General features: G+C 38.8%; 12 protein-coding genes. 9 read left to right on the forward strand and 3 right to left on the reverse strand.

Going from position 1 to position 20,570, the window contains the following annotated elements:
- Positions 1–141 precede the first annotated feature (141 nt).
- The 9 genes from hepC to AC1DNH_RS00105 all read left to right on the forward strand — a co-directional run bounded on the left by hepC (position 142) and on the right by AC1DNH_RS00105 (position 17,901).
- On the forward strand, positions 142–2,118 hold the full coding sequence (gene hepC, locus AC1DNH_RS00065) for a heparin-sulfate lyase HepC (RefSeq protein WP_477581421.1): 1,977 nt from the start codon (positions 142–144) through the stop codon (positions 2,116–2,118).
- 663 nt (positions 2,119–2,781) lie between these two features.
- Positions 2,782–4,293 carry an alpha-L-fucosidase gene (locus tag AC1DNH_RS00070; RefSeq protein WP_477581423.1) on the forward strand — a complete coding sequence of 504 codons (1,512 nt, stop codon included), beginning with the start codon at positions 2,782–2,784 and terminating at the stop codon, positions 4,291–4,293.
- Positions 4,294–4,467: 174 nt separating this feature from the next.
- Positions 4,468–5,739, forward strand: a complete 1,272-nt coding sequence (locus AC1DNH_RS00075) for an SGNH/GDSL hydrolase family protein (protein WP_477581425.1) — start codon at positions 4,468–4,470, stop codon at positions 5,737–5,739.
- Between the two features lie 136 nt (positions 5,740–5,875).
- Positions 5,876–9,259: a glycoside hydrolase family 31 protein gene (locus AC1DNH_RS00080; RefSeq protein ID WP_477625041.1), complete on the forward strand. Its 3,384-nt coding sequence runs from the start codon at positions 5,876–5,878 to the stop codon at positions 9,257–9,259.
- A gap of 81 nt (positions 9,260–9,340) precedes the next feature.
- The gene (locus AC1DNH_RS00085; RefSeq protein WP_477625042.1) at positions 9,341–11,146 is read left to right on the forward strand and encodes an alpha-L-fucosidase; all 1,806 of its coding nucleotides are present in this window, start codon (positions 9,341–9,343) and stop codon (positions 11,144–11,146) included.
- Between the two features lie 26 nt (positions 11,147–11,172).
- Positions 11,173–13,098, forward strand: a complete 1,926-nt coding sequence (locus tag AC1DNH_RS00090) for a right-handed parallel beta-helix repeat-containing protein (protein ID WP_477610289.1) — start codon at positions 11,173–11,175, stop codon at positions 13,096–13,098.
- 325 nt (positions 13,099–13,423) lie between these two features.
- Positions 13,424–15,334, forward strand: a complete 1,911-nt coding sequence (locus tag AC1DNH_RS00095) for a glycoside hydrolase family 97 protein (RefSeq protein WP_477625043.1) — start codon at positions 13,424–13,426, stop codon at positions 15,332–15,334.
- 40 nt (positions 15,335–15,374) lie between these two features.
- Entirely contained in the window at positions 15,375–16,553 is a 1,179-nt protein-coding gene (locus AC1DNH_RS00100) for a glycoside hydrolase family 88 protein (RefSeq protein WP_477581197.1), read from the forward strand.
- A 58-nt stretch (positions 16,554–16,611) separates the two neighbouring features.
- Positions 16,612–17,901 (forward strand): DUF2264 domain-containing protein, encoded by a 1,290-nt coding sequence (locus AC1DNH_RS00105; protein ID WP_477581198.1) that lies wholly within the window; start codon positions 16,612–16,614, stop codon positions 17,899–17,901.
- Between the two features lie 339 nt (positions 17,902–18,240).
- Here the strand turns inward: AC1DNH_RS00105 and AC1DNH_RS00110 are convergent, their stop codons facing one another.
- The 3 genes from AC1DNH_RS00110 to AC1DNH_RS00120 form a co-directional block, all read right to left on the reverse strand.
- Entirely contained in the window at positions 18,241–19,035 is a 795-nt protein-coding gene (locus tag AC1DNH_RS00110) for a hypothetical protein (RefSeq protein WP_477581200.1), read from the reverse strand.
- A 286-nt stretch (positions 19,036–19,321) separates the two neighbouring features.
- A complete protein-coding gene (locus AC1DNH_RS00115) occupies positions 19,322–19,651 on the reverse strand; it encodes a hypothetical protein (RefSeq protein WP_477608614.1) in 330 nt (109 codons plus the stop codon).
- 80 nt (positions 19,652–19,731) lie between these two features.
- Positions 19,732–20,439, reverse strand: a complete 708-nt coding sequence (locus tag AC1DNH_RS00120; RefSeq protein ID WP_477581203.1) for a peroxiredoxin family protein — start codon at positions 20,437–20,439, stop codon at positions 19,732–19,734.
- Positions 20,440–20,570 lie beyond the last annotated feature (131 nt).

Genomic DNA, 20,570 nt, shown 5'->3' on the forward strand with positions numbered 1-20,570 from the left:
AGCAAAGTTATAAAGAACAAATAATTTATAAATAAACTATTTCAGACTTAAAAGGATAAAGGGTTTCATGTTGCAAAGGAAGTTTCTAAAGCGACAAATTTTAAAAAAAAATGGTGTTACAGCGCTTAATGCCCTACAATAATGAAGTTTAAGAAAATAAGTATAATGGCCTTTCTGTCGCTGGTGTTTTGGTTTGCTAATGCACAGGAAACTCCGCTGGAGAAAGAAAGCTTTGATATAATCAACCTCAATTATCCGGGGCTTGAAAAAGTCCACCAAGCGGTATTGGACAAAAAATATAATGAGGCCGCGAAAGAGTTACTGGAGTATTACCGGAAAAGATCAACGGTAAAACACCCCGAATTTAATGTGGCCGACAGAGCTGCTTTTGTTGGAAAACCTATCGAAGCGGCCGAACAGGAAAAAGCAGACAATGCCCTGATCCACAAATTTAAACCCCATGGCGGATATGGTTTTTTTGATTATGGGAAAGATATTGACTGGCAATATTGGCCAATAAAAGATGACGAAATTCGCTGGCAACTGCATCGTGTCACCTGGTGGCAATCTATGGGGCTGGCCTACCGCAGTAGTGGAGATGAGAAATATGCCAAAGAATGGGTGTTCCAGTTCCGGGATTGGGTCAGAAAAAATCCTTTCGGCCACAGTAAAGAAAATGATAGGATTGCCTGGCGGCCATTAGAAGTATCACTAAGAGTTTTAGGCCTTCCCAGTTCATTTAATTTATTTGTTAACTCGCCCAATTTTTCTCCAGCATTTTTAATGGAGTTTTTGAGCAGCTACAACCAACAGGCAGGATATATTCTTCCCTACAGTACTGAACATGGCAATCATCTGCTTTTTGCGGCACAAAGCGTACTATTTGCCGGGGCATTCTTCCCAGAGTTAAAAAACGCCGGTGGCTGGAGAAGGGACGGCATCGGGGTATTGAATACACAAATCAAAAAACAGATTTATCCAGATGGTGTTCAGTTCGAACTTTCTCCTGTTTATCATGTCGCAGCGATAGAGATATTTTTAAGCGCCTATAAGGCCGCAAAAATGGCAGGTTTGGAAAAAGAATTTCCTGAAAGCTATACCCAGATTATAGAACGGATGATCATGGCCACTGTCAATTATACTTTTCCGGATTATAACAATCCAATGTTTGGCGATTCGTTTCCGGTTGATAAAGATCTCAGGATAAAACAATTTGCTAATTGGTCGAAAATTTTTCCTCAGAATGATGTGATAAAGTATTTTGCAACCGATGGAAAAGAGGGAAAGATTCCTTCTTACTTGTCCAAAGGATTAAGCACTTCTGGGTTTTATACGTTTAGAAACGGCTGGGACAAAAAATCTACCGTTATGGTATTAAAGGCGAGTCCGCCGGGAGAGTTTCATGCGCAGCCTGATAATGGTACGTTCGAGCTTTGGGTAAAAGGCAGGAACTTTACACCCGATGCCGGTTGTTATATCTACGGTGGCGATTCCGCGATCCTTAAACTTAGAAATGCTTACCGCCAAACCCGTGTACACAGCACTCTTACCCTCGATAATGCAAACATGGTTATTACCAAAGCACAGCTTAACAAATGGGCGACCGGGAAAAATATTGATATCCTTACCTATACCAACCCAAGCTATCCTGATTTAAACCACCGTCGCAGCGTATTATTTATCGATAAAAAATATTTTCTGATTATTGATGCGGCGATGGGTAAAGCCAGGGGTAACCTAGGCATACATTTCCAGCTAAAAGAAGATTCTAACCCTTTTTTTGATAAAGGAAAATATAAAGTTTATACCAATTATCCTGATGGGAACAATTTGCTGATTCAGTATTTGAACAGAGACAAAGTATCTCTAAAGGAGGAGGAAGGGAAAGTATCTTATGCTTACCGCAAAGAACTGGCAAGGCCAGCTTTTGTGTACGAAAAGCCAAAAATTACTGAACAGCCACAGCGTTTTATCTCGGTGGTTTTTCCATATAATGGAAACAGCGCTCCGGATATAAGCATGGAGGAAAATGCCGCAAACGATTATGAAAATGGTAATTTAAACATTACGATAACTGTTAACGGCAAAAAATCAACTATAGCAGCAAAGTTGTTTTAACGATAATCATAAACTGGTTCCTTAGGTTACCCTGTTTTGTATACAATGCTTAACAAAGGAGACATTGATGAAAAGAATTGGACGGTTTCTTAATTACGAAACTTACTTATATATGTTAAGATCCTCCAGCATCCTGCCGACCAAATTGGTCGATTTGTGCAAATTGAACAGTGATATATAAGGTATTAGTAAAGAAAAAAATAATATGAAACCATCGTGAGCAAACACTGATAAAGCGAAATGGACCGAGCTTGCGAGCTCTTGAACACCGATTAAAAAATAGACAAACTGTGAAAAATATTGCTCATGACGGCTTCATCATCATTAAAAACAAATTATATACGGATGAAAAGGTTACTGTACAAGTCTATCCGATTCCTATAAAAGATATATTAAACATCAATATTACTGGATATAACGGTACTTCAGAAGCATTTGTTTTTGATCTATTTAGCAAATGGTATTGAATAAAAAATGGAAAGTAGCGATGCCAATTTTGATGTATCCCGACTTGCTGAGGGATGTATTTTGTTAAGATAATAGTGCCGATGGCAAAACTTTAACAATGACAAAAATAAATTAAAAATAAGAGGTGTTATTTTCAAATAGGGTATACATCTCTTTTATAACCATTAAATCATAACTGCAGCTAAACAATAATTTATGAATAAACATATTAGAATAAAGCTTATTACCTGTTTATTACTGGGTATAGTTTCATGTCAAATTTTTGGACAAGAAAAAGAGGGCGATCGAGTTAAATTGGAGCATGATCAAATTGGAAATATAGTAGATAAAAATGCTACATATACCCATACCAGCAATCCTGATGCACAATGGTATCCGGATGCAGGGTTAGGACTTTTTATTCATTGGGGATTATCGTCCGTAAAAGATATTGGTGCATCCTGGCCAATGGTAGTCGGTTGGGGCCTAAGGTCGAAGGCAATCGATACACTGGAAATTAAAAGGGTAGTAAAGGAACGGGATTACAAAGCAATAAATGGTGGAAGTTTCTTTATAACCCCGAATGACTACTGGGCGATGGCAAAGGAATTCAATGCTCAAAATTATGATCCTGAAAAATGGATTAAGGCCGCGAAAGAAGCCGGTTTTACCTATGCCGTATTGACCACCAAGCACCACGAGGGATTTGCCCTATGGCCAAGTGCTTATGGTGATTTTAGCACTAAAAACTTTATAGGAGGCAAGGATTTAGTGGGACTTTTTATAAATGCCTGCCGCAAATATGGTTTAAAGGTTGGGCTTTATTTCTCGCCACCCGATTGGCATTTTAACAAGGATTATGAGAACTTTTTTTTCCAGGAGTCAAGAGTGCACAATCCTACTTTCCCTGAATTGGACGCAAATCTGAGTCCTCGAACTTCAAAACCAACTGTCGAAGAAACTGCCAAACACCGTGCAGCCTATGCTGCAATGGTACGTGGCCAGTTAACGGAACTGCTCACGAACTATGGCAAAATAGACCTGCTCTGGTTTGACGGCCGTGCAGCCATAGATAATCCTTCTAAGGTGCTAACTCAGGAAGAGATAAGACGTTTGCAACCAGGTATTGTAATGAATCCCCGCATGCATGGTACAGGCGATTTTATAACCTTTGAACGAACTCCTCCCACAAAAGACCCTGGTGATACCTGGGCAGAGTTCTGTAATACTTGGACAGAAAGTTGGAATAACAGTAATACTCTTCCTTTTCGTTCCAATGCATTTATTTTGGGGCAATATGTTGCCATGCGCGCCTGGGGAGTTAATTATTTGCCAAGTATTGGCCCTAAAGCTGATGGTTCGATGCCGGAGGCTGTATATGAGAATTTAAAAGTTATAGCACATTGGATGAAAGCGAATGGAAAAGCAGTAAAAAACACAAAGCAGTTGCCTGCAGGTGAAACAGCTTCGGTACCTGCAACGTCAAATAACAATTTCCGTTACCTTTTTGCAATTCCCGAATTTAAAGATAATGGTATGTATGAGAAGGACAGACTTCCGGCCAAAGATATCGTGTTGACGCTAAAAACAGCAAGCAAACCAAAGAAGGTGAAGTTATTGGGGTCAGCCAAATCGTTAAAGTTCAGTTATTCTGATGAGCAGGTCCAAGTTAAACTTCCCGCTTCAATGCGTACCAGTCTGGTCGATGTTGTACAAATTGAACTGTGATTATATAAGGTATTAGTAAAGAAAAAAATTAATATGAAACCATCGTGAGCTGACACTCGCGAAGCGAAATGAACCGAGCTTGCGAGCTCTTGAACACCGATTAAAAAATAGACAAACTGTGAAAAATATTGCTCATGACGGCTTCATCATCATTAAAAAACAAATTATATACGGATGAAAAGAATTATTGTACTAACAGTCCTATGCTTATTGCAAGTGAGCGAATTTGCTGGAGCACAAGGGATAGAAGATAAGAGGACATGGAATGAGTTCTCAGTCAGAGCGGGCCTGCCAAACTTTTTTTCAAAGGCATTGCATGGTGGACCGGTAAAAGTGGCTTATTTAGGGGGAAGTATCACCAAACAGGAAGGATGGCGTGTGCATTCGCTAAATTGGTTTAAGGAGCGTTTTCCTCAAGCCACATTTTCAGAGGTGAACGCAGCCATTAACGGAACACGTTCTGACTTTGGGGCATTTCGTATCAAGGAACAGGTATTGAAGTATAAACCAGATTTGGTATTTGTTGAGTTTGCAGTAAATGATCAGAAAACAGAATCATCGAGGATCATTCGTTCTATGGAAGGAATTGTGCGACAAATTAAGCAGGCAAATCCATACACCGATATTTGTTTTGTTTACACTATTTCAACATATACATTGGAAGATGAACAAAAAGGAATGTTACCTAATTCTGCACTACAGATGGAGAAGGTGGCCAATCGTTACGGTATTCCAAGTATCAACTTTGGTTTTGAAATAGCAAAGATGATAAACAATCATCAGCTTATTATGGAAGCTAACGAAAAGGAACAGAACGGTGTAAAAGTATTTAGTCCTGATGGCACTCATCCTTATCCTGAAACAGGGCATCTTATTTATCAAAATGTTCTGAAACGTTCGTTTGAGAAAATGATTCCCACAAAAGCAAGTGTATTAATCAAAAGCAAGCTTCCAAAGCCAATGATGTCAGATTGTTATGTTGATACTCAAATGATCGACATAAAGAATGCAAAGTTAAGCTCAAATTGGGAGTTGATGGATCCGAAGGAGAATCCTTCTTTTTCTGAGTTTAGTAATTTTCTTCCGTTTATAGGAAAGGCTGAGAAATCAGGTGAAACAATTACAATCCGTTTCAAAGGACGGGCTTTTGGTATCTTCGATATAATGGGACCTGATGCAGGACGTGTTGTTGTAGAGGTAGATGGTGCGGTTAAAGATACAGTTAATCGTTTTGATGGGTATTGCACCTACAGAAGAATGAACTATGTTTTGATTGATGGTCTTGAAAATAAAAAGCATACGGTAGTGTTGAGGTCTTTGTGCGAACCTTTTGACAAAAGTGCAATCTTGTCTAATAAAGAAAGTATAACAAAGGATCCTCAAGCCTACAAACCGAATAACCTTTACATAGGTAAAATTCTGATAGAAGGAAAAATTATTAAATAGGAGAAGGTAGTAAATCTTCTAACGTCAATTTTTTTGTCGAAAAACAAATTAAGATGTCTACTACCAACACCCAGCGGATACCATTTAGGTATCTCTTAATGTCACAGCCTATTTTTTATATCTAAAAGCAACAAAAATGAAATACCCAAAAATTATACAGATTTTCATTCTGATAAATATTTTTCACTTCCAAGTTAATGCCCAAACTCCATTTTTTTTGGACAAGGTAATTACATCCAAAAAAATTGACAACACCGTTGTTCTTCATTGCCCGAATAACCGACAATTGAAAATAACGATTGAACAAGATGATATAGTTCGTTTCCAATGCGGAACTAATGGAGCTTTTGCCCCATCAATTATGATAAATCAAGGATTAGTTAAAAACGATTTCACTAATTCGGAATTTTCTTTTCGGGATAATGGTGCTTTGATCTCAATTTCAACAAAAAAAATGGTGTTAAAAATAAATAAGAAACCATTTAATATCGCACTGTTTGATTCAAAAGGCAATCTTCTGACGTCACTAGAAACAATTAAAGGGGACCCAAAGTTTGAAAAAGCCAATAAGCTTATGTTTAAAATGGCAGAAGATGAACATTTTTACGGATTTGGTTTTATGAGAGCAGGATTTGATGCACGTGGGTTGAAGTTGAAATGGACAAAAAATTATAGATGGCGTGAAGCAACTGTGCCATTTTTTATGAGTACCCACAATTATGGCTTTTTTTCTAATAATACTTGGGACCATAATTTTGACTTTACCGGAAAGGATGCAAAGACGTCATTTTTTGTGGAAAATTCTGGAGGCTCGCTTGATTTTTATCTCTTTGCCGGCGATAATTTTAAACAGATAATCAAAACATATGCTACGCTCACAGGATTTCCAATGATGGCACCTAATTGGGCAATTGGATTGCAATACAGATGCAGGTATATGGAGTCTCAAAAAAATGTAATTCAAATCGCAAGTGAATTTCGTAAACATCATATCCCGATTGATATCATCGGATTAGAGCCAGGATGGGAAAATGATCCTTATGGCAATAAATTGATATGGAGTGCTGAAAGATTTCCGGAACCCGCCAAAATGATTGCCGATTTGAAAAAAACGGGATTCCACTTTGATTTATGGGAAAGCGGCACAGCTCCCACAAAAAATATCCTTGAACGAAACGTATTAGACAATTGGTATGCCAAACGTCTTTCGCTTCTGGATCTTGGAGTGGAGAGTTTTAAGCAAGATGATCCTTATCCAAGAGATATTACAAGCCAAGCTTATGATCCGGCCGTTTCCAGTGATAATTATTTATCCAGCGGAGTATATAAACATCCCGAATTAAACAACATAGCTAATTCTATATTCTCAAATACAGCGTTTAATTATTATAGAAAATATACGGGAAAGAGAACATTCATACAATTTCATGCCTATAACGCATCGGTAGCTTCACAAAGGTGGCCGTATCAATGGGGAGGCGACTTTTTGTCTGGAACTGGAATGTTAAATGCAGGGCTCTCAGGACATTCTGTTGTTAGTGAAGATATGAGGGATTTTTCGCCAAAAGGGCTGCATTATAGTTTTCTTACGCCAGCTCCTGTAATGGATGCTTGGGCTTATTTTCGCGAGCCTTGGTGTTTTCCGGAAGAAGTGGAAAGATCCGAAAGGTTTTACAGCAGCTTGAGACAAAAGCTTAGCCCATATCTTTACGCTACCTTATGGCAGTCTCATACGGATGCCATTCCTATGATGAGAGCAATGGTACTCGAATACCCACAAGATACTAATACCTATCAAATGCAAAATCAATTTATGCTAGGCGATTGGTTGTTAGTAGTCGCTAAGCCATCAGTAATAGATGAGTCCGATCGAGCACAATTTGTTGGTAAGGAATTGAGTACGCAGGCATATTTGCCTAAGGGGCAATGGATCAATTACTGGACTGGCGAAACTTACCAAGCAGAGACAGGAAACAATAAAAGCATTAGCTGGCCATCTTATGCCGGAGGAGGCTTATTGGTAAAGGCAGGCGCAATAATACCAACTGCACTTGTGAACCAGTTTGCCGGAGAGCACCCGCTAGTATTGGTTGGATTAGAAATTTATCCTTATGGTCAGACATCTTACACACTTCACGAGGATGATGGCGTAACTTATAAATATGAAGAAAATGAATTCGCCGCCACTACCTTCACGGTAAATAAGTCCCAGGATCTTATTGTTATAAAAACAAATGGTAGGCAGGGAACATACAATGGTATGATTAAAAACAGATATTATTTATTAAAAGTACATTCATCATTACCTCCAATTAAAGTAGAAGCCAGTGGTAAGGTGTTAAATGAAGTAGCCAATAAATCTGCATTACTATATAATAACGTCTCTGGCTGGTACTTTGATAAAGCGGAACAAAGAATATATATCAAGCAGGATGCAGCCTGGAAACTATTAAAAAATAATGACCGTTTTGAGCGAAACAACTCATTGAATTATGAGCTAGACAGCATAGCTTATAATAGAGATCATATTGGAGGTGATAATTTAAATATTTTGGTAAAGTTAGATTCGCGCCCAACCATTACTGCTAAATTTGAGCAGGTCAACCTACCGGCCAATAACAAAGAAGGAACCTATCTTGAATTATCAAAAATTCACTTTAATGACGGACCAATTAAAAATTTAAATGATATAACGTTAAATCTAAGTGGGCCAAGCCATTTCAAATCTGGTGCTAAGACTATTAAATTGAATGCTGTTGACCTTCCATTGAGGATTCCGGTTTATTCCGAAAAGCAAACTGGTATCACTTATATTATTGCAGATTCTACTGTTCGCTGTATTTCCGACACATTGATATCATCAGGTAGTATTAGTAAAATTGATGTTTTATCCTTAAATAAAATCGTCTTAGCTGACGGCATAAGTGTTTGTCGTTTTAAGGTTGAATTAAAAGATGTAAATAACAATCCGTTAGCTTCAGACCAAAATGTAAAAATCATAATTAACAAAGGGGGTGGTAAATTCAACCAGAAATTAAATGTTAAAAATGGTGAGGGATATTTTGAGGTCAAATCAGATAAAAGCGCTGATTTAATTAGTGTTGTAGCAGAGTCAAAAGGCATTAAATCAAATATTTGTCAGCAGCCCATCACAATTGGGTACCTAAAAATGACTACTAACCCGCAAGAGGAGGTCATTTTGAATAATGGTGGTGTAGTCGATTGGCTAAAGCCTAAAGTAGATGTTTTTGTGAGATTTGTTAATGAGGGTGTTACTGTACATTCAATTAATTCAAGGGCGGTTATGCTTAGAGTTTACAATGAAGATCGTGTCCTTATAAAAGAATACCAGGCTATAGCTAAAGATGGTGAGGCAATTTTTAAGGAAGTAGATTATTATTCCCGCCCGGGCAAATGCTTTTTTGTAGCAAGCGCAGACGGATATGAGAAAGTCGAAATCAAAATCTTTGAAAATACCTGGGACTACAAAATGATAGATAAAAGATTGGAAAAAAAATAGATGCATGTATTGCCTAAATCTTCTAATTTTTAAAACAGCCAAATAAAAATCAATATAAATCATTTTTTTATACCGCAGATAATGAAGCAATTAAGAATAAATAACATCCATATTTTTAGATTAATGGTTATGATTGTCTTGTTTTTTTTCTCAAAAGCGATTCTGGCTCAGGAACCTGAAAAGAAAAAGATGGATGAAATGTGGAACGGTAAAGCGACCACCAGCAATGAAAAAAACAGTAAAAGGGGTAAGCTTTTTCGGGATGGTAAATATGCCATGTTTATACATTGGGGATTATATTCACAGATAAGCAATGAGTGGAAAGGGAAAACCTATTATGGTATTGCTGAATGGATCATGAACAGTAATATGGCAAACATTTCTCCTCAGGAATACAGGAATGTCGCCAAAGATTTTAATCCGATAAATTTTAATGCAAATGCCATCGTGCAATTGGCTAAGGATGCGGGCATGAAATATATTGTTGTTACCAGTAAACACCATGATGGATTTGCGATGTTTCATTCTAAAGACAATAAATTTAATATCGTTGATGCTACTCCCTTTAAGCGGGATCCAATGATTGAACTTGCCCAGGCTTGTAAAAATGCCGGACTAGGCTTTGGTTTTTATTATTCCCAAAATCAGGATTGGACAGCACCCGGTGGCAATGATGGTCCCAAGGTTGATGAACAGGGAAACAAAAAATCATTTGATGACTTTTTCAAAGAGAAGTGTTATCCTCAAGTGCAGCAAATCACTTCTGAATATGGTCCTATAGAACTGGTGTGGTTTGATACCCCTGGAGATATGGACAAAAAATATGCAGCGCAATTAGTCGAACTGGTACATAAAAACCAACCCGGAGCCTATGTTTCCGGACGTGTTGGGCATAATATGGGTGACTATACCACTCTGGGAGATATGGAAGTCCCTAAACAGAATATAGAAGGATTATGGGAGTCTGTAGATGTTACAAATGATTCATGGGGTTACGCAGGTTATGATCAGAATTGGAAAAGTGCCAAAGAAATTTTGATGCGAGCCCTTTCTACCGTAGCCAGAGGAGGTACTTACATGTTAAATGTTGGTCCTAAACCGGATGGCACAATACCTGAGCAGGCGGCAATGGCATTGCGAAATTCGGGCACCTGGATCAAAAAATACCCCCAAACTATATATGGAGCAAAGGCATCTCCTTGGAAACACGCTTTGCCTTGGGGTGATGCAACAGTGCAGGGCAATAAAATTTCGCTTTTAGTCTATGATTGGCCTGTAACAGGGCATCTTTATCTTCCTGGATTATTGTCTGAAGTGATTGCTGTAAAATTATTAAACAATGGTAAAAATGAACCTTTGGTGTTTACTAAAAAAGAGGGCTGGATAGATATTCTTATGCCAGCAAAAGCCCCAGAAATGCTGGCATCAGTGGTAGAAATAACGGTCAACGGCGACCCAAAGGCAAATTCAATACAAAGTATAGACCCCCAAATTGAAACAACAATTCATGCCGATTTTGGAACAGCAATAAACTGTGAGAAAAATGGAAAATCATGGATGGAAAAATTTGGTGAATGGAAACATATCAATGAAGTCATCAAATGGACTACCAACAGCAAATTAGAGTGGGAAGTTGAAGTTTTAAAGCCTGGTTATTATCAAACTGAATTAAATTATACGGGAGTAGGGCGCTTGGTTTGGAAAATTGAAAGCAGCAGAGGGGCGATTGTTCAAAACCAACAAAATTCTTCTCCAGTTTATTCTTGGTATCCCATGGGCTGGATGAAGTTTGAGCATCCCGGAAAATATACTTTGTCAGTATCATTATTAGGTGGGGATAGAGAAAAAGCAAGTTTATCTGCCATTAAACTTAAAAAAATCAATTGAGATTAATCACAATTTAAATTATTTGTATGAGAAAAGTATTTCAAATTGTATTGTTTTGCCTGGCGGGTTATAGTGTGTTCGGGCAAACCGGTAAAACCCGCCATAAAGAATATCACGTATCAATAAGTGGCAGTGATACAAATGGAGGGAGTTTGGTCAAGCCATTTAAAACCATTTCTGCAGCCGCAAATACAGCCATGCCCGGGGATGTAATTACCGTTCACACAGGAATTTATCGCGAACAGATTACCCCGCCCCGCGGTGGTAATTCAGAAACCGAACGGATTACCTATCGGGCAGCCAAGGGAGAGAAAGTAGAGATCAAAGGATCCGAGGTAATAAAGGGCTGGCAAAAAACAGAGAATGATACCTGGGTGGTAAAAATTCCGAATGGCTTCTTCGGAAAATTTAATCCATACAAGGATTTAATCCATGGTGACTGGTATTGGCCGCCCAAAGAGAGCAAGTTCCGTACCGGAGCAGTGTATCTCAATGGTGATTGGTTGATGGAAGCATTAACCAGAGACAATGTCATGAAAGCTGCCGAGGAAAAAAATGCGCTCTGGTGGGCAGATGTTGATTCCACGACCACCACTATTTGGGCACAGTTTAAAAACGTGAATCCCAATAAAGAAATGGTCGAGATCAATGTACGCCAAAAGGTTTTTTACCCGGACAGACCGTTTATCAATTTCATAACTGTTAGTGGCTTTACGATGGAACAGGCTGCCACCAATTGGGCACCGCCAACAGCAGAACAAATGGGATTGATCGGTACCAACTGGAGTAAAGGCTGGATCATTGAAAATAACACGGTCCAATATTCGAAATCTGTGGGTATATCGCTAGGTAAGTATGGTGATGCTTTTGACAATAAAGGTACCGAATCGGCAGAGGGATATGTAGGTACGATCAACAGGGCATTAAATTTTGGATGGAACAAGGGCACAGTAGGCGGACATCTGGTGCGCAATAATACGGTCGCCTATTGCGAGCAAACCGGCATTGTTGGCAGTATGGGTTGTGCCTTCAGCGTTGTGGAGGGTAATACGATCCATGATATCCATGTACGAAAATTGTTTAGTGGTGCGGAAATGGGAGCTATTAAATTTCATGGTGGAGTGGATGTGCAGATCCGTAACAACCATATTTATAAAACCAATATGGGGATCTGGTTCGACTGGATGGCGCAGGGTGCGCAGGTAAAAAATAATCTGTTGCATGACAACGGCCTGGATATTTATTTAGAGGTAAATCATGGACCAACGCTCCTAAGCAATAATATTTTTCTTTCCAAAGAAAATTTACTCATGATCTCAAACGGAGTTGCATTTGTACACAACCTGTTTGCAGGTAATATCGACGTTAAACCTTATGACCCTCGCTTAACTCCTTATCACAAACCACATTCCACTTATGTTGAAGCATTGCATGATAACCCGGCAGGCGATATTCGATTCATTAATAATTTATTTGTGAGCGGAGCAGACGCAAGCCTTTATAAGAAAAATATACTACCGGTAATCTTCGATGGTAATGTCTATACAAAAGGATCAGTAAGGGCGATTTTGGGTAATAAAGAAATAAAATATGGTCATGTAAGCGACGAAGTGTTAGAAAAGATTAAAAACATGCCGGTTAAAGACGTTGTGGAAAAGAATTTTATAGTAAATGAAAATTTTGACGCTGGGGCAAAGCTGATTCCCGAATGGAATAAAATGTACCTGGAAATTGCCCTGGACAAAAATTGGCTGCTCCAGCAAAAAAGAAAAATGGCCTCAACAGAGACACTGGGTAAAGCAGTTATTCCAAATCTTCCATTTGAAAATGTGGATGGCACTCCGCTGAAAATTGATGCTGATTATTTAGGGAATGCCCGCAACAGGCTAAATCCTTCACCCGGACCGTTTGAGATATTACAGACCGGAAAGCAGAAAATAAGAGTTTGGTAGGAAGAATGAAGATAACCTGTTAAAATGAGATAATGCAAATTTTAAATTTTAATTGAAGAAAAGGACAGTAGTAACGAGTTGATAAATAAAAGATCCGGACATAACACAGGCAGACCTATCAGAAAAATAACTGCACTTATTCAATAATAAAAAAAACTAAAAATGGATAAAAAACGCAGTCTTGCATGCTGATTATTATTATCTCGAAGCGCTCTTACGGTATAAGAAGTGGTATTTATATACCTAATGATCCGGAACTGTTTTGAAATGTCTATAAGATTAATGGTAGTGATTTACAAGGAAAATAATTTTTAAATAAAAAAAAATGAAAAAAACGACGTTTTTTATAATAGCCCTAATGGCGCTGTTTGCACATCAATCTCTTGCTGCAGATGTTTATACAGTTGTTTCGCCCAACGGCAAATTGAAGCTGAGTATTCGGACAGCTGATTCTCCAACCGCCAAAGGTGAATTGATCTATAGTATCTCCTATAAAGGAGCTCCGGTTATCTTAAACTCCAATATGGGTGTAAACGGCTGGGATAATGGGTTTACTATAGAAAAGGAAGAAAAAACGACAAGTAATGAGATTTGGAATCCGGTTTATGGCGAACGCTCGGAGATACACGATAATTATAATCAAACCATATTCTTTGTGAAGCAAGAAGGGAAAAGCAGCAAATTGCATGTTATCGTTCGTGCCTATAATGAGGGAATCGCTTTTAGATATGTGTTTGCCGAGCGTGAAAATGCAACAGGATATGGTAGAGGTGGAGATTTTATGAAAATCAGCGCCGATCAAACTACCTTTCGGGTTCCTGAAAAGACTTTTTGTTATCTTACTTATTCGGCACAAGGGGTTGTAGAACTGATGCCAGTTAAAGATTGGAAAGAGGAGGCAGAACGGCCTTTGACCTTAAAATTTAGCAATGGGCTTTATGGGGCATTGGGAGAAGCTGCTTTAACGAACTTTTCCCGGACCAAATTCAGGGTTGACAAAGGTGAAGAAAATATCATCCGCAGTTCGATGTATGATACCGTAGAGGAATTTGCGACGCTTGAAATGCCCTGGAAAGTAATTATGGTTGCCGAAAAACCTACTGATTTATTAGCCAATAATGATATTTACCTGAATTTAAATCCAGAGTCAAAAATCAAAAATACCGCTTGGATCAAACCGGGAAAGATTATTCGTGTAGGACTCACCACGAAGGATGCCAAAGCTGCCGTTGATTTTGCCGAAAAGCGAAAATTGCAATATATCCATTTTGATGCGGGGTGGTATGGCGCCGAAACACTTAAGGGCTCAGATCCGTTAGATTATAAACATGTAGATCCCGATCGTTCCCTGGCGAATGATCTGAATCTGGAAGAGGTAACCAAATATGCAAAATCCAAAGGTATTGGCGTTTGGGTATATGTCAACCAAAGGGCGCTTACCGATCATCTTGACGAAATCCTCCCGCTTTATAAATCGTGGGGTATTGCAGGAATTAAATTTGGATTTGTTAGTGTTGGGAGTTACAGGTGGACAACTTGGTTGCACGAGGCTGTGGTAAAATGTGCCAGATACAATATGATGGTTGATATCCATGATGAATACCGCCCAACAGGCTTTAGCCGGACATATCCTAATCTGCTAACCCAGGAAGGCGTGCGCGGAAATGAAGAATTTCCGGATGCAAACAATAATACTTCGCTTCCTTTTACCCGTTTTCTTTGCGGTCCGGCAGATTGTACGGTATGTTATTTTGCCCGAAAGGAGTTTAAGCCAAACACCATGAATGAAAATCGTTTATTAAAAAATACTCCAGGGCATCAGTTGGCGACTTCTGTTGTATTTTATAGTCCGTTACAGTTTTTGTATTGGTATGATAGTCCGTCTGATGTATTGGATGTTCCAGAACTGGAGTTTTTTGACCAACTGCCAACGGTTTGGGATGACACTAAGGTTTTGAGCGGAAGCATAGGAGAATCTATTTCAATTGCACGCCGTAGTGGCACAAAATGGTTTGTAGGCTGTATGACCAATAATGATAGGCGTACTATCGACTTTTCGTTCGGTTTCCTGGATCCATCAAAAAAATATCTGGTAACGATTTACACGGATGGAGGAGAAAAAGTGAAAACGCCGACTCATGTGAAGATAGAAAAGATGAAAGTAACTTCGGCTTCTAAGTTAAAACTGGATTTACTGGCCAGAGGTGGTTGCACAATGATTGTTGAAGAAACTTAAAACGACGAGATATCAAAAAATCATTGATTAAACCAAGACTATGAAAAAAATTATTTTTATTTTATTAATGGCAAGCGGTTCGCTTTTTGCACAAAAAAAGCAAAAAATGAGCGTGCTTATCGACCAGCAATTTCATTTTGCTGTAGAGCAGTATGGGGTATTAAAGCATAATATTGCATCAGGTGAGATGCCCAGAACATTTAACCCTATCACTGGCAAGGTTGTAACCAGCGATACAAAGTGGTGGTGCAGTGGCTTTTACCCGGGTTCTCTCCTTTATATATACGAGTATACCAAAAATCCGGAGATAAAGGTAGAAGCCGAAAAACGCCTGGCCATTCTAGAGAAAGAAAAACATTATCTGGGAAATCATGATTTAGGTTTTATGATGTATTGCAGTTTTGGGAATGCTTATCGCCTTTTTCATAAAGCAGAAGATAAAGCGACCATCGATACCTCGGCAATGTCATTGGCGACCCGTTATCGCCCATCTATTAAATCGATTCAGAGCTGGGACAGTAATGAGTTGTTGAAATGCCCTGTTATTATCGATAATATGATGAACCTGGAAATGCTGTGCTGGGTAAGCGACAATGGGGGTGATAAGAGATTTAAAGAAATAGCAATAAGCCATGCGAATACTACTTTAAAAACACATTTTAGAGCCGATAATAGTTCATATCACCTGGTAGACTATGATTTGAAAACAGGCCAGATTATTAAAAAAATAACCTGGCAGGGACTGGCAGATTCTTCTGCCTGGGCGCGTGGTCAGGGATGGGGGCTGTACGGTTATACCATGATGTACCGTTTTACAAAAGACAAAAACTATTTGGACCAGGCCCGGAAAATTGCTGCTTTTTTGATCAACCATCCAAATCTTCCGGCGGATAAAATCCCATATTGGGACTATAATGCTCCAAATACACCTACCCAATATAGAGATGCGTCTGCAGGGGCTTTGATTGCTTCAGCTCTTTTGGAATTAGGGCAATATACAGGAGCGAAAGAAAAGAAACTCTATATCAACACTGCCGAAACGATGTTAAGATCACTGGCATCTGATAAATACCGTGCAAAATTGGGTGAAAATGGTGGTTTTTTACTTTTACACAGCGTTGGGCATATGCCAAATAAAACGGAAATCGATGTACCGCTTACCTATGCAGATTATTATTACCTGGAGGCTCTTTTAAGATATAAAAAGTGGTATTTGTAATTGCCTCACTATACCAGGATCGACTATAATTCCACAGAACAAATAAAAGTTAAAAACTATGATTTATTCTATAAAAATAAAATTGAGCAGCTTTTCGTTGTTAATGTCGTTTTTTCTTGCATTTACGACAGGCGTTGATGCACAGACAAAGACGAATGAGATGCGGATTGAGACAACTGATGCCGGTAATGGCAAGAGTGACCGTGAATATTGGAGTCAATTACTCTATAAAATGAGTTATCCGGTGATTCATAATTTAGCTCAAGAAACTTTAAAAAAGAATATGCCGCTTGAGACGCTTCCCGACTACGGTAAAGCATACGGAATGGTTGCCAGTGAGGTTTCTTATTTAGAAGCTGTTGGGCGAACAATGGCAGGAGTTGCGCCTTGGCTTGCTTTACCAGATGACAATACTAAAGAGGGTGTAATGCGCAAACAATTAAGAACAGAATTGTTGCAGGGGATCGCCCATGGAGTTGATCCTAACAGTAAGGATTATTTGAATTTTTCGAAACAGCAACAGCCTATTGTAGATGCCGCTTACATGGCACATGCTTTTATTCGTGCACCCAAAGCATTGTGGGAACCATTGGATGCTTTAACAAAGAAAAGAGTTATCCAGGAATTTAAAAGCCTGCGCAACCGGAAAGCAACTTTTAATAATTGGTTACTATTTTCTGGAATAACCGAAGGATTTTTATTGAAAGTTGGAGCAGATTATGATCCGGTGCGAATAGACTATGCCATACGAAAAACAACCGAATGGTATAGCGGTGATGGCTGGTACAGTGACGGATCAAAACTATGTGTCGATTATTACAATTCCTTTGTGATGCATCCTATGATGGTTGATTTATTAGGTATAGTTACAGTGAAAAAGATGTATCCACAAGAGGATTATGATTTAGCCGTAAAACGTATGGCGCGTTATTCTGAATTTTTGGAGCGTATGATTGCGCCAGATGGTACTTTTCCTGTTTTTGGCCGATCAATGACTTATCGTACAGGTGCTTTTCAGGCATTAGCTCAAACTGCTCTAATGGAAAAACTGAATAACATTACACCCGCACAGGTAAGGTGTGGTCTAACGGCCGTTATGCACCGCATGTATGATCAATGTGATAATTTTGATAATAAGGGTTGGCTGGTTTTAGGATTTTGTGGCGCTCAGCCTGATATTGTCGATCTGTACACGTCGACGGGAAGCCTGTATATGGCAACATTGGCATTTTTGCCACTGGGATTACCTGCTGACAATACTTTTTGGACTGATGCTCCTGCAAATTGGACATCGAAAAAAGCTTGGTCTGGAAAACAAACTCCAAAAGACTACAAGGTTAGTTACTAAAATGGGTATTTCGGCAAAAATGTGTCTCGTCCTGCTATAGCTTCTCATTAAAAACAGAAAAATGGCAACAAAAAGCAAAGACAAGACAAAAATTGCAACCAGGAAACCTTGGGGGCGATTAGACGAAGATGTTAAAGAGAAAATCGTATGTGAATTTAAGCCTGAAGAGCGCGCTCATGACCAAAGGCATGGTATTGTTCACCTACCAATCCGAGCTGCTCCATGTCGTATGCACTCCTTTTTCTTCAACTTTAATAACAATAGAATACCCAAACTAAAGGCCCCTGTCCAATCTGGATAGGGGCCTTTAGTTTTTATTAATCAGCTAATGAAATTAAACTATTGTTTTTTGAGATAGGTTTTATTACCATTTTTGTTGATGTAATATTTTCCACCACGGGGACCTGTTATTATTTCCTCTCCATTGGGGCCTGCTAAAGTTCTGTCTACTGTGGGTGTATAGCTCTTTGTAGCAGCTGTGTTCGGAGCGTTTTGCTTTTTAACCGCTGGCGTTTCAGCTTGTGCTACAGGTGCTGCTTTTTCTTTGCTGGCACTGTAACGTTTATCCGGCGTGCCATCTTTCTTCAGTCTCAAACCTGTGGTGTTTGGAACTGGTGCAACTTCATTTGCTACTGGAGCTGTTGTTTTACCAGCATAACGCTTATCAGGGGTGCCATCTTTCTTTAGTTTCACACCGCTGGCATTTCCACTTGGTGCAGCTTTGCTTGTTGCAGGAGTTGCTTCTGCTTTAGAAGCATAACGTTTATCCGGCGTGCCGTCTTTCTTTAATTTCGTCCCGCTGGCGTTTGAACTTGTTGCAGGAGCTGCTTCTGCTTTAGAAGCATAACGCTTGTCAGGGGTGCCATCTTTCTTTAGTTTCGCACCGCTGGCACTGGAACTTGGTGCAGTTTTACTTGTTGCAAGCGCTGATCCTGCTTTAGAAGCATAACGCTTGTCAGGCGTACCGTCCTTCTTTAATTTCGCTGCACCAGTTGATGTTGCTTCTTTTTTAGTTTTAGCTTTGGTTTCCTTTTTACTTTTCGCTGAACCTGACTGTGCAGGTGCGGTAGTCTGGGCAACACACAGACTAATATAAAACCCCAAAAGAACTACCAGAGAAAATAATTTTTTCATGTTTTTTGTTTTAAATGTTTAGTAAGTTAATTTTCAATCAGACTCAACCCTCTATTTCAATAATACAATTTACCGAATTTTCTTTACTATGACAATAAGACAACGAATATATCCAATGTGATATCTTATCCAATGTATTTTAGAAGCTGATGCTAATCAGGACTAGTCCTAATCGTATATGTAGATTAAGGCTTTAAAGGCCGTGCAATCCGCTATATCTTTTGTATCAAAAGGATGCCGTTCTGCCCATGAGCATTTTGCCATATTTTTCATTTTTCTGAAATAACTATCCCGAACATTTAAAACCCGCCCATAGTGCATTCAGCTTCAGCCATATCACAGCTGTGAATGGTTTAGGGGAAAGCTTGTAGAAGACAATGATCTGGCTGCTGCCTGGACATTTTTTGATATGGACTTTCGCATGAAGTATCATAGGTTTCTGCGCCATATAATCAAGCATGTGAATGGTGCCATTAAGGGTTTGCAGATCGCCATTTTCTGTTTTGGCCACATGGAGTTTTGTCTTTGTTCTGAAAATAATGGCTTTAGGGATGCTTTTTTTGGTATAAAAAAAGAGCAGATAACCATAGTTTTTTCTGCTCTTTTTGGACTTCAAATATTTAAAAAGACTTTTTTAGTGTTCTCTGATTATGATACACCTTTTTTATGAAGTAGAATATAAGGTAGTTTATTAGACTAGAGCTGTTTATCAATTTCTTTTGTTAAAGATTCAGCGATATTCTCTCCGCCAATTTGCGAATATTTGATTACGCCACTTTTGTCAATTACTATTGAAGTTGGATATGAGGAAACTTTATAATCACGGGCTGTTTTATTTCCATCACTCAATAGTGTGTAATTGAAGGTATTTGTTTTTAAGAATTCCTTAATCTCCTTAGCATTGTCATTTCCTATGCCAAGAAAGACAACATCCTTGCCCTTGTATTTTTCTTTTAATTTATTGAGTTCAGGCATTTCATGTTGACATGGTACGCAAGCCGCAAACCAAAAGTTAAGTACAACCACTTTTCCTTTCAGATCTTGCAACGCGTATTTTTTTCCATTAATGTCACTTAGTTCAAAGGGAGGTGCAGTTTTTCCCGTAGTCTCTTTTGCCATCATCTCATTTTTTTGCTCCATTTGTTCTTGTCGTTGGTTCATCTTCGAGGTGTCAACTTTTACCAAATAGATGCGTTGTTCATTGCCTTCTGTACGCTTCTCCATTTGAAACCTCCCCCCCCAGGACTGCATAACACTATCAATCTTTGCGTAAGGTATTTCTGCTCCTCCTTTAACGAAGTATTTTGCATTTTTTGGGAATATGTCTTCTTTGCGCATTCCTCCCTGGGCGCTAGCAAGGCTAGCTATTAAACACAGGGTTATTAACATTAAATAATTTTTCATGTGAATTTAAATTTAAATTTATTTTATATTTTGATATAAGCAAAACTACTTTGTGGTGCTTGTAGTTTATGTTAACCCTGTCTTAACTAGTGTTAACTAGTGTTAACTCTACTGTTCGGCTGCCTATAATT

The organism is Pedobacter sp. 01N310, from assembly GCF_056399805.1.